Genomic DNA, 12,304 nt, shown 5'->3' with positions numbered 1-12,304 from the left:
AGGAGGAAACCAACATGGCAATTACAAAAGAACGTAAAAATGAACTGATCAATGAGTATCGTACACACGAAAGTGACACGGGTTCACCAGAAATCCAAATCGCTATGCTTACTGAAGAGATCAACTCTTTAAACGAGCACTTACGTACACACAAAAAAGATCACCACTCACGCCGCGGTCTATTCAAAATGGTTGGACGTCGTCGTAACCTATTGAAGTACCTACGTGAAACAGAAGTTCAACGTTACCGTGAATTGATTGCAAAATTAGGCTTACGCCGCTAATTCGAATATTCAATTTAGTAGACTCAACTTGTGATACAGGTTGAGTCTTTCTGCTAATAGAAAGTTGTTTTCATCATATAGAGTAGTCTGATACACTACAAGAGGATACATAACAAGGATTTGGATGTTGAGAGGAGTACGCACATGACCGAAAAGAAAACGTATACGTATGAATGGGCAGGTCGCCCGCTGACGATTGAGGTCGGACAGCTTGCCAAGCAAGCAAATGGAGCCGTTTTAGTACGCTATGGAGATACAACTGTATTGTCTACAGCCACTGCTTCAAAACAGCCGAAGAACTTAGATTTCTTCCCACTTACTGTAAACTATGAAGAAAAATTATATGCCGTCGGTAAAATTCCAGGGGGCTTTATCAAGCGTGAAGGCCGTCCATCAGAACGTGCAATTTTAACGAGCCGCTTAATTGACCGTCCAATTCGCCCACTATTTGCCGATGGTTTCCGTAACGAAGTACAAGTGATTTCAATCGTCATGTCGGTTGATCAAAACTGTTCTTCAGAAATGGCAGCAATGGTTGGATCTTCTCTAGCACTATCGGTTTCAGATATTCCATTTGAAGGACCAATTGCGGGTGTGCAAGTTGGATATGTTGACGGAGAATTTCTGATCAACCCTACAACAGAGCAAATGGAAAACTCATTAATGGATTTAGTTGTCGCTGGAACAAAAGATGCGATTAACATGGTAGAAGCGGGCGCGAAAGAAGTTTCTGAAGAAATCATGTTAGAAGCCATCATGTTCGGCCACGAAGAAATTAAAAAGTTGATTGCATTCCAAGAAAAGATTGTTGCAGAAGTCGGTAAGGCAAAGACTGAAGTAACACTTTATCAACTTGATGAATCAATCGTGGCAAAAGTGCGTGAAATGGCTGAAGTTGAAGTAAACACAGCTGTACAAGTAGCAGAAAAAGCTGCACGTGATGAAGCAATCAATGAAGTACGTACGCGCGTAATTGAAACATTCGAGGCTGAAGAAGCAGACGCCGATACAGTAAAGCAAGTGCGTCAAACTGTTGATATGCTTGTGAAAGAAGAAGTTCGACGTTTGATCACAGAAGAAAAAGTACGTCCAGATGGTCGGAAGCAAGACGAAATTCGTCCACTCTCTTCTGAAGTGAGCGTTCTGCCACGTACTCATGGTTCGGGACTATTTACTCGTGGCCAAACACAAGCACTCAGCATTTGTACATTAGGTCCACTAGGCGATGTTCAAATCATCGACGGACTCGGTATTGAAGAATCAAAACGCTTTATGCATCATTACAATTTCCCACTCTTCAGTGTTGGAGAAACTGGTCCGATTCGTGCACCAGGTCGCCGCGAAATTGGACACGGTGCATTAGGTGAACGTGCTTTAGAAGCAGTGATTCCAGATGAAGAGACATTCCCATACACAATGCGACTTGTTTCAGAAGTATTAGAATCGAATGGCTCTACATCTCAGGCAAGTATCTGTGCATCCACTCTTGCGATGATGGATGCTGGAGTGCCTCTTAAAGCGCCTGTTGCGGGTATTGCAATGGGTCTTATAAAAAAAGGTGAGCACTATACAGTGTTAACAGATATTCAAGGGATGGAAGATCACCTTGGAGACATGGACTTTAAAGTAGCTGGAACTGCAGCAGGTGTCACGGCTCTTCAAATGGATATCAAAATTGATGGGTTATCTCGTCAAATTCTAGAAGAAGCTCTAGCACAAGCAAAAACGGGCCGTCTACAAATTTTAGAGTCAATGCTTGCAACACTTCCTGCTTCTCGTGAGAAGTTATCACAATATGCACCGAAAATTGATGTACTGAAAATCAATCCGGATAAAATCCGTGACGTTATCGGACCGGGTGGTAAAGTGATTAACAAGATCATTGATGAAACAGGTGTTAAGATTGATACTGAACAAGATGGTACAATCTATATCGCTTCTTCAGATGAAGAGATGATTGCGAAAGCACGTGCTATGATTGAAAATATCGTACGTGTAGCAGTTGTCGGAGAATACTATCTAGGGAAAGTGAAACGCATTGAAAAATTCGGTGCCTTCCTTGAACTTTTCCCAGGAAAAGATGGACTTCTTCACATCTCTGAAATTCAAGAAGAGCGAACAAAAGCGGTGGAAGATGTCTTGAAAATGGGCGATGAGCTCCTAGTCAAAGTCATCGAAATCGACAACCAAGGACGCGTCAATCTTTCACGTAAAATCGTGTTGAAAGAAGAAAAAGAACGCGCTGAACAACAACAATAAGAGAAAGCTGCATGCATTGGCATGCGGCTTTTCTAGTCTTTTTGAAAGGTCGAATTAGCATGACGAAATTAACATTACCGAATGGTGTCCGTGTATTGACACATCCAATGGAACACACACGTTCCGTTTCAATCGGGATATGGGTCGAGGTTGGGTCACGCCATGAGCAACCTGAAGAGTCCGGAATGGCTCATTTTATAGAACATATGCTATTTAAAGGTACAAAGACACGGTCAGCAAAAGATCTTGCGATTGCATTTGATACAATTGGCGGCAATAGTAACGCGTATACATCGAAAGAGCAAACTTGTTATTATACACGTGTTGTTGATCGTTATGCGGAACGGGCAATTGAACTCCTTGGTGATATGCTGTGGAACTCTGTATTTGACCCAGAAGAAATGGAACGAGAGAAACAAGTGATTATTGAAGAGATTCATATGGTAGAAGATACACCCGATGATATCGTCCATGAATATTTGTGGGAAGGAATTTATAAAAATCATCCTCTCGCACGTCCAATACTTGGAACGAGTGAAACTGTCGCTTCTTTTTCACGAGAACAAGTCTGTGCATTTTACAACAAAATGTACCATCCTTCTCGAATCATCGTCTCCGTCGCTGGAAATGTAAATGACAGTTTGATTCAGCAAATCGAGAAAACATTCGGTGCAGTAGAGTGGGAAAATCAAGAGCAGGAGGAAGTGCTGCCAGCCCCGTTCTATTCTGTTGAAATCGTGAATGAACGAGAAATCGAACAAGCCCATGTGACACTTGCTTGGAATTCTCATTCTGTTTTAGATGAAGATATTTATGCAATCGTACTGCTTCAGACAATGCTTGGTGGATCGATGTCATCACGACTTTTTCAAACGATACGTGAAGAAAAAGGCTTGGCCTACTCGATCTATTGTTATCATACTTCTTACATCGATGGAGGAGTTTTTGCCATTTATGGTGGGACGTCAACAGATCAAGTAAATGAGCTTCTTGCTGCAATCGATGAAATAGTGAAAGACATTTGCACGACTGGATTTACTTCGCAAGAGCTCGACAACGCACTCGCGCAAATTGAATCTAATTTAATTTTGTCTTTAGAAAGTTCTACAACATGGATGAACCGTCTCGCACGTAACGAGATTTTATACGGAGAGCAACATTCAGTAGAAAGCTACTTAGAAAAATACAAAGCTGTCACACTAGAGGATATTTTGCGTGTCGCACAATTGTTCCAAAATCCAAAATCTTGTTCTATTTTAAAACCATATGCTTCATAATTCATGAAACTCCTCTTTCCCAGTAACATATAGTACTGGATAAGGGGGGTTTATGTGTTTATCGGAGTTGATTCGTAAAGAATTGGTAGGTGTGCAAGACGGTAAGAAATATGGACTGCTAGAACATGCGGAACTGGTAGTCGAACCTGTGAGAGGAGACTTAGTCTAAAAGGTTGCCTTCTAAAAATAATAGTAATAATTATTTAATCCCGTGAATTATCATACGAATTGTGGTACAATATCGCCATTATGAATGCAGGAAGGGGAGTTTAGAGTGAGTGAACAATACCAGGTTGCCATCGTAGGGGCAACAGGAGCAGTAGGACAGAAAATAGCTGAGAAACTAGTTGAGAGGAATTTTCCATACTCCCATATAAAATTATTGGCATCCAGTCGTTCAGCAGGCCAAACTGCTAAAGTTGGTGGCCATACCTATACAATCGAAGAAGCGAAACCGGAAGCGTTTGATGGTGTGGATTTTGCGTTCTTCTCAGCAGGTGGAGACGTCTCCAGAAAGCTTGCAAAAGAAGCGGCCGCTCGTGGAGCAGTTGTCATTGATAATACAAGTGCTTTTCGGATGGACCCGGATACGCCGCTTGTGGTGCCGGAAGTGAATCCGCAGGCATTACATGAACACAACGGGATCATTGCGAATCCAAACTGTTCAACAATTCAAATGGTATGTGTACTTGAACCACTTCGACAAAAAGCAGGTTTGAAAAAGGTAATCGTTTCGACATATCAAGCCGTTTCTGGTTCGGGTGCAGCAGCAATCGATGAGTTGACGAAAGAAAGTCATGCTTTGGGACTTTCGGAACCGTCGCCACAAGTGTTACCAGTAAAGAGTCAACCAAAGCATTATCCGATTGCAGGGAATCTACTCCCACAAATCGATGTGTTTGAAGAAAATGGTTTTACATTTGAAGAGATGAAAATGATGAACGAAACTAAGAAAATCATGAGCTTGCCAGACCTTTCAATTGCAGCTACATGTGTGCGTGTTCCAGTCGTCACAGGACACTCTGAATCCGTCTATTTAGAAACAGAACAAGTGCTATCATTACAGGAGATTCGAGACGTTTTAACAGCGGCTGAAGGTGTGGTCCTACAAGATGATCCAACAGCTCAACTGTACCCGATGCCACTCTACGCAACAGATGAAGATCCAGTATTCGTCGGCAGAATTCGTAAAGATCCAGTTGAAAAGACCGGAATTCATTTATGGATTGTTGCGGACAATCTGTTAAAAGGTGCCGCTCTGAATTCCATTCAGATTGCCGAAAAAATGATTGAACAAAAAGAGGTGTCCTCGTGAATTTAGGTAAAGTTTCAACAGCACTGATCACACCGTTTACATCGACTGGTGAAGTTGACGTTAACCAACTACAAAAAATTGTAGAGCATTTGCTACAATCAGGTACAGAAAGTATTGTAGTGAATGGGACTACGGCCGAATCACCAGTGTTGTCTCATGACGAAAAGGTACGTGTCATTCAAACAGTAGTGAATCAAGTAGCAGGTCGTGTGCCTGTAATCGCTGGAACGGGTTCAAACAACACAGCACAGACGATTGCTTTCACAAAAGAAGTCGAAGCACTCGGTGTTGATGGTTGCATGGTCGTCGCACCTTATTACAATAAACCAAATCAACGCAGCATGATTGCCCATTTCACAGCGATTGCTGATGCTGCGACAAAGCCATTAATGCTCTACAATATACCCGGACGTTCAGTTGTCAATATGACCGCTGACACTACAGCTGAATTAAGTAAGCATGCAAACATTCACTGGATGAAAGAAGCAAGTGGAGACGTTGGCCAAATTACACAGATACTCCGTAAATCATCAAAAGATTTCAAAGTATATAGTGGAGATGATGGTCTGACATTGCCGTTGTATGCGATTGGTGCTAGTGGTATCGTCTCTGTTGCATCTCATATTGTCGGCAAAGAGATGCAAGAAATGATTCAAGCTTTTGAGCAAGGAAATCACTCGCTTGCTAGAGCATATCATCAACTTCTACAACCACTTTTTGATGGGCTGTTCACATCTCCGAATCCAACAGTCGTCAAATATGCACTCGGAAAGCTGCACGGTTTTTCAGAGGACGTGCGTTTACCCCTCGTTCCATTAAGTGCCGAAGAGAAAGCAAACTTTGATACACTTTGGGCAGAATTTGAAGAAGGCCGGAATAAATTAACACGCACGATCCAAGACTGAGGAAACTCAGTCTTTTTTTCGTTTCACCCCTACTTTCTAAAACGCAACGAGTAAGCTATAATGAAGACTAGTGAAAAGGTGCGGGTACTTATTTAGGAGGAAATCAATTGAAAACTGTTAATGAATCAATTCGCGTGATTCCACTCGGTGGAGTTGGAGAAATCGGAAAGGCTATGTACGTTGTGGAAATTGACGATGAAATCTTCGTTGTCGACAGCGGACTGATGTTCCCGGAAAATGAAATGCTGGGGATCGACATCGTCATTCCTGATTTAAGCTATTTAGAAGAAAATAAAGATCGTGTAAAGGGTATCTTTTTAACACATGGTCATGAAGATGCGATTGGATCAATTGCATACTTACTTCAAAAAATATCAGCGCCTGTTTATGGTTCGAAACTTACAATCGCGCTTGCAAAAACGCATTTAAAAGATTTAAAACCAAAGCAACCGGTAAAGTTTTTCGAAGTAACAAACGCAAGTCGCATGAACTTTAGTCGTACGCACGTGACATTTTTCCATGTGACACACAGCATTCCAGACACACTTGGGATTGTGTTCCATACATCAGAAGGTCCAATCGTTTACACAAGTGAATTCAAATTTGATCAGTCAGCGCAAGGAAAATACGCACCAGACCTAGCCAAACTTGCAATGCTTGGTGATCAAGGTGTATTTATGTTGCTATCCGACTCAACAGAAGCAGAACGTCCAGGGTATACAACGTCTGAGACCGTTATTGCAAACCAATTATCAGACACGTTCTATGCTGCAAAAGGGCGCGTTATTGTAGCTCTTTACGCGTCTAACTTTATCCGTATCCAGCAAGTGTTAGATAAAGCTAAGGAAACCGGTAAAAAAGTGGCATTTGCGGGACGTACTTTAGAAACGACGATGAAGATCGCAATAGACTTGGGCTACATGATTGTCGGAGAAGATGTATTGATTCCTTTAAAAGAAATCAGTTCAGTTGATGAAGATAACCTCGTTATCATCGTATCCGGTACACAAGGTGAACCATTAGAAGCACTTGAAAAAATGGTGCGCAAACAACATCGTGAAATTAAAATCAATGAAAATGATACAGTACTGATTACGTTCACACCATCTCCAGGTATGGAAGTAAGCATGTACCACACGATGAATAGCATCGCAAAAGCGGGAGCACGCGTGTTGACATCTGCTAAAAATGTCCACGTATCCGGTCACGGTAGTCAAGAAGACTTGAAGATGATGATCAACTTCTTAAAACCGAAGCATTTCATTCCCGTTCAAGGTGAATATCGTATGCTGATTGCTCACTCAAAGCTGGCTCAACAAACAGGCATGTCGAAGTCTCAAATCTTTATTGCGGATAAAGGGGACATTGTCGAGTTTAAAAACGGCAAGGTGCGCATGAGTGGCCGCGTTACAGCAGGGAATGTGTTGATTGATGGGATAGGAGTAGGAGATGTTGGAAATATCGTGCTTCGTGACCGTAAATTATTATCGCAAGATGGTATTTTCATTGTCGTCGTGACGTTAGATCGCAAGAAGCGTAAGATTGCCAGTGGACCTGAAGTATTATCTCGTGGATTTGTGTATGTACGCGAATCTGAAGAACTACTGCACGAAGCGCAACAAAAAGTGAAAACGGTTGTTGAAAAGTATACAGAGAAAGAATCGTTTGAGTGGACGAATATCAAGCAAGAGATTCGGGATACATTGCACTCGTATCTTTTCCAGCAAACGAAGAGACGCCCGATGATCATTCCGATCATTATGGAATATTAAATTGTACAGGGTTTCCACCTTCCGGGGAGGAGGCCCTTTTTACTTATGAAAATGAGGTGAGCGAAGTGGCACGAAAACAAACAAAACGAAAGACCACAAAAAAGAAGAAAACACCCATGCATCCTTTGTTGTATGAAGTGATTGGTCTTTTATTAATTGGACTCGCTGTCATCGGTTTGTTCGAATTTGGTCCTGTTGGATCTGCAATTCACTTTGTGGGTGAAGCGTTATTTGGAAACTGGCATATGGCACTTCCCTTTTTCTTTATTCTCTATGCACTTTGGATGATGGTAAAGCAAACCTTTCCAAAATGGACAAATCGCATTACTAGTGGCTCGATTTTAGTGTTTACGGGAATTTTGATGCTCAGCCACCATTTTATGATTACTCAACGAACCGAAATGGGCTTTGCTGTAGATTCTTCTGTTATGAAAGAAACTCTGACAGTATTGTTTTCTGACACAGTGACGTCAAACCTTGGAGGAGGCCTTTTAGGTGGTGTGTTGTATGCTTCTGCAAGTGCTTTAGTTGCATCGACTGGCGCCGTGATCGTCGCTTGGATTATCCTATCAATTGGACTTATCATTATTACTGGAAAAGCGTTAATTCCATGGCTTGCTGCGTTTTCAAAACAAGCAAGTGTAGCAGGCTTTGATTCTGTAAAAGGATGGATGCAAGCGCAATCTGAAAAACCAAAAAAGAGGGCTCAGCACGCAAAGCCAAAATCAACTCCAGAGCAGTCAATTCAAGTTGGTGTGCATGACGAGCAATTGTCTACTAAAGAAGAGATAGAAGAACTTCCTCAACAAGCACCCATTATTTCGGCTTTCAATGAACGACCAAAACCGAGCGTGGAAAAACAGCCAGAAGAACCTGTAAAAGATGTGGAAATCACGATTGCAGGTGGAGAGCTTGAAAATGAAGATTATTTATTGCCAAGTTTTGAATTATTAACGCCTTCTCCACATGCGGATCAAAGCTCTGAGCTTGGCGCAATTCAATCCAACGCAAAGAAATTAGAACAGACATTTTTAAGTTTTGGAGTGAAGGCAAAAGTCACGCAAGTGCACCTTGGTCCTGCTGTGACAAAATATGAAGTACTTCCTGACGTGGGAGTAAAAGTGAGTCGCATTGTTAGTTTAAGTGACGACCTAGCACTAGCTCTTGCTGCACGTGATATTCGAATTGAAGCGCCGATTCCTGGAAAATCTGCAATTGGGATCGAAGTACCAAATTCTGAAGTGGCGATGGTTAGCTTACGTGAAGTATTAGAAGAGAGTTCACTAGGCAACCCTGGAAAACTTGCTGTGGCTCTCGGGCGCGATATCACTGGAAAAGCAGTTGTTGCTGAACTGAATAAAATGCCTCACCTTCTCGTGGCAGGTTCTACTGGTTCTGGGAAGAGTGTTTGTATGAACGGGATTATTGTCAGTTTGATGATGCGTGCAAAACCGCATGAAGTGAAAATGATGATGATTGACCCAAAAATGGTCGAATTAAATGTATACAATGGGATTCCGCATTTGCTTGCACCTGTTGTAACAGATCCGCGAAAAGCTTCACAAGCACTGAAAAAAATTGTTTCTGAAATGGAGCGGCGCTACGATTTGTTCTCTCATACGGGCACACGAAATATGGAAGGCTACAACCTATATGTAGAGAACTGGAACAATGAGAATGAAGAGCAACATGCAAAGCTTCCCTATATTGTTGTGTTCGTCGATGAGTTAGCGGACTTGATGATGGTTGCTTCAAATGATGTGGAAGACTCTATTACACGTCTTGCACAAATGGCACGAGCTTCCGGCATTCATTTAATTATCGCTACACAACGCCCGAGTGTTGATGTTATCACAGGTATTATCAAAGCAAATATTCCATCTCGTATTGCGTTCTCGGTATCTTCTGCAATCGACTCTCGTACGATTTTAGATATGGGAGGAGCAGAAAAATTACTGGGACGAGGGGACATGTTATTCCACCCATCTGGAAATTCCAAACCGGTGCGTGTGCAAGGAGCATTTGTTTCCGATTCTGAAGTTGAACGCATAGTAGATGCTGTAATTGAGCAACAAAAAGCAAACTACGTAGAAGAAATGATTCCGACAGAAGTGGAAGAAACAGTTCAAAAAGAAGAGCGCGATGATTTATTTGATGACGCTGCACAACTGGTAATGGAAATGCAAACAGCTTCAGTATCGATGATTCAAAGACGTTTTCGTGTAGGCTATTCCCGTGCAGCTCGAATTATTGATCAGCTTGAATTAGCTGGGATAGTTGGCCCATACGAAGGGTCTAAGCCACGTCAGGTATTAATGAATCGTGGGACATACGATATGGAAGAAGTATGACAAAATGATTACAAAAAGATTAAAAGTTTTGCGGTTTAAGTGAAAAAACTATTTATTTTTAAGATTTTAAATGGTATAGTATGACTGATTAGTAGGAATGTTTTACATCAGAGGTCTGATCTCTTTGGTTATTGGTGGTGTAGTGTGTGTCAATTAAGGTTGATCAACGACATTTATATTTGCAGGTAATTGATCGTATCAAAAAAGATATCGACAATGGTGTGTTCAAAGAGAAGGAGAAACTTCCCTCTGAATTCGAACTCGCAAAAATGCTCGGTGTCAGCCGAGCCACTTTGCGAGAGGCTCTTCGTTTGCTCGAGGAAGAGAACATAATTGTCAGACGCCATGGAGTAGGGACATTTATTAATTCAAAACCTGTCTTTACATCTGGCATCGAGCAGCTTTCCAGCGTTTCATCCATGATTAAGCAAGCCGGTATGGAACCTGGAGTTATTTATTTAAGTTCTTTGCAATCGCTTCCAACAGAAGAAGATGTTCAACGTTTTGGATGTTCTGAAGACGATTTAATCGTCACAATTGAGCGTGTACGAACCGCTGATGGTGACCCAGTAGTGTATTGTGTTGATAAAGTTCCAGCGAAGTACCTTCCGGAAGATTACTTGAGCCGGCAAGAAGGGTCACTTTTCTCAGCACTCGAACAATCTGGTGAACTACGCGTTTCACATGCTGTGACATTTATCGATCCAATGGGCTACCATGATGTGGCTTCACCGACATTAAACTGTGAGCCAGAAACGGCACTTCTTGTGTTGAAGCAGCTTCATTACGATGAGCAAGATCGCGTAGTTCTCTACTCGAAGAATTATTTTCGGGCAGATAAGTTTAGCTTTCACGTAATTCGTAAACGGGTGTAATCGTCAATTCCTACTAATAAGAAACTAATTTTGGGGGTTTTTAACGTGTCAAAACGCAAATACGGTTTAGGTCTTTCAGTAATGTTAGCAGCAGGTACTCTTCTTGCAGCGTGTGGTTCTGATGAAGAAACTACAGAAAACAACACTGGTTCAACTGGTGGGGATACAGAGACAGAAGAAACATCTGATTTCTCAGTAGCAATGGTTACTGACGTAGGTGGAGTGGATGACAAATCATTCAACCAATCTGCTTGGGAAGGTATTAAAAAGTTTGGGGAAGATAACGGCCTAGAGCAAGGCGATGGCGGTTATGATTACCTACAATCAGCTTCAGATGCTGACTACGTAACAAACCTTAACAACCTAGTTCGTCGTGACTTTGACGTCGTGTTTGGAATTGGTTTCTTAATGGAATCAGCGGTAAATGACATCGCTGTACAGCAACCGGATGCACAATTAGCAATCATCGATGCTGTTGTTGATCAGCCAAACGTTGCATCTGTTCTTTTCAAAGAGCAAGAGGGAGCTTTCCTAGCAGGAGTTGCAGCAGCTTTAATGTCTGAGTCGAAGCAAATCGGTTTCGTTGGTGGAATGGAAATTCCAGTAATCGAGCGTTTCGAAGCTGGATTTTTAGCAGGAGTTGCAGCAGTTGACCCAGAAATCGAAGTCGATGTTCAGTACACAGGATCATTCGATGACGCTTCACTTGGTAAAACAACTGCTAACCGCATGTACTCTTCAGGCGTAGATATTATTTTCCACGCTGCTGGTGGTACGGGTAACGGAGTATTCGCAGAAGCGAAAGAGCGTAAAACAAAAGATGCTGACGCATTTGTATGGGTAATCGGAGTTGACTCTGACCAATACGAAGAGGGTGCAGTTGGCGATACTAACGTAACTTTAACATCTATGTTGAAGCGTGTTGACCAAGCGGTTTACCGCATCTCTGAAGAAGCAGCAGCTGGTAACTTCCCTGGTGGAGAGCAAACAGTTTATGGCTTAGCTGAAGAGGGCGTTGGCCTTGCAGATTCTCGTGGAGCAATCTCTGAGGATGTAATGGCACAAATCGAAGAGTTCCAACAACAAATCATTGATGGTGAAATTACAGTTCCTGAAACAGTGGAGTAATTGAACGGCAAGAATCATAAGGACCGATTTTTTAATCGGTCTTTATGTTCTTTTTTTAGCTAAAATTCCAAATAATAGATGAAAGATCTAGGACATCTAAATCTTTCATGTGTTATTTAGAAAGTAGAATTGGAGTGA

The 12,304-nt window shown here is 42.0% G+C and carries 10 protein-coding genes; all 10 read left to right on the top strand.

Annotation, left to right across the window (positions count from 1 at the left end; translation table 11 throughout):
• Nucleotides 1-14 precede the first annotated feature (14 nt).
• Nucleotides 15-284, top strand: a complete 270-nt coding sequence (gene rpsO / locus AB5N96_RS00765; protein WP_204589065.1) for a 30S ribosomal protein S15 — start codon at nt 15-17, stop codon at nt 282-284.
• Nucleotides 285-428: 144 nt separating this feature from the next.
• Nucleotides 429-2,543: a polyribonucleotide nucleotidyltransferase gene (gene pnp / locus AB5N96_RS00760; protein WP_204589066.1), complete on the top strand. Its 2,115-nt coding sequence runs from the start codon at nt 429-431 to the stop codon at nt 2,541-2,543.
• A gap of 59 nt (nt 2,544-2,602) precedes the next feature.
• Entirely contained in the window at nt 2,603-3,820 is a 1,218-nt protein-coding gene (locus AB5N96_RS00755) for a M16 family metallopeptidase (protein WP_204589067.1), read from the top strand.
• A 52-nt stretch (nt 3,821-3,872) separates the two neighbouring features.
• Complete coding sequence (locus AB5N96_RS00750) at nt 3,873-3,989, top strand: YlmC/YmxH family sporulation protein (protein WP_499704411.1); 117 nt, start codon at nt 3,873-3,875, stop codon at nt 3,987-3,989.
• Nucleotides 3,990-4,094: 105 nt separating this feature from the next.
• Nucleotides 4,095-5,135 carry an aspartate-semialdehyde dehydrogenase gene (locus AB5N96_RS00745; RefSeq protein WP_499704410.1) on the top strand — a complete coding sequence of 347 codons (1,041 nt, stop codon included), beginning with the start codon at nt 4,095-4,097 and terminating at the stop codon, nt 5,133-5,135.
• Nucleotides 5,132-6,040, top strand: coding sequence for a 4-hydroxy-tetrahydrodipicolinate synthase (dapA, locus tag AB5N96_RS00740; protein ID WP_204589069.1), 909 nt, complete (start codon nt 5,132-5,134; stop codon nt 6,038-6,040). The genes AB5N96_RS00745 and dapA overlap by 4 nt, the downstream gene beginning before the upstream one ends.
• 107 nt (nt 6,041-6,147) lie before the next feature.
• Nucleotides 6,148-7,812, top strand: a complete 1,665-nt coding sequence (locus tag AB5N96_RS00735) for a ribonuclease J (RefSeq protein ID WP_499704409.1) — start codon at nt 6,148-6,150, stop codon at nt 7,810-7,812.
• Nucleotides 7,813-7,928: 116 nt separating this feature from the next.
• A complete protein-coding gene (locus tag AB5N96_RS00730) occupies nt 7,929-10,163 on the top strand; it encodes a DNA translocase FtsK (RefSeq protein ID WP_239584786.1) in 2,235 nt (744 codons plus the stop codon).
• Between the two features lie 146 nt (nt 10,164-10,309).
• Complete coding sequence (locus tag AB5N96_RS00725) at nt 10,310-11,038, top strand: UTRA domain-containing protein (protein ID WP_204589072.1); 729 nt, start codon at nt 10,310-10,312, stop codon at nt 11,036-11,038.
• A gap of 45 nt (nt 11,039-11,083) precedes the next feature.
• Complete coding sequence (locus AB5N96_RS00720) at nt 11,084-12,166, top strand: BMP family ABC transporter substrate-binding protein (protein ID WP_204589073.1); 1,083 nt, start codon at nt 11,084-11,086, stop codon at nt 12,164-12,166.
• Nucleotides 12,167-12,304: the final 138 nt, after the last annotated feature.

It is taken from the genome of Chryseomicrobium imtechense (assembly GCF_041475995.1).
GTDB lineage: Bacteria > Bacillota > Bacilli > Bacillales_A > Planococcaceae > Chryseomicrobium > Chryseomicrobium aureum.
This window is presented reverse-complemented; position numbering and strand designations above follow the sequence as displayed.

Excerpts from the sequence above, each read along its gene's own strand:
- AB5N96_RS00750 (WP_499704411.1), top strand. The coding sequence starts at position 3,873 with ATGTGTTTATCGGAGTTGATTCGTAAAGAATTGGTAGGTGTGCAAGAC.
- AB5N96_RS00730 (WP_239584786.1), top strand. The coding sequence starts at position 7,929 with ATGCATCCTTTGTTGTATGAAGTGATTGGTCTTTTATTAATTGGACTC.
- pnp (WP_204589066.1), top strand. The coding sequence starts at position 429 with ATGACCGAAAAGAAAACGTATACGTATGAATGGGCAGGTCGCCCGCTG.
- rpsO (WP_204589065.1), top strand. The coding sequence starts at position 15 with ATGGCAATTACAAAAGAACGTAAAAATGAACTGATCAATGAGTATCGT.
- AB5N96_RS00755 (WP_204589067.1), top strand. The coding sequence starts at position 2,603 with ATGACGAAATTAACATTACCGAATGGTGTCCGTGTATTGACACATCCA.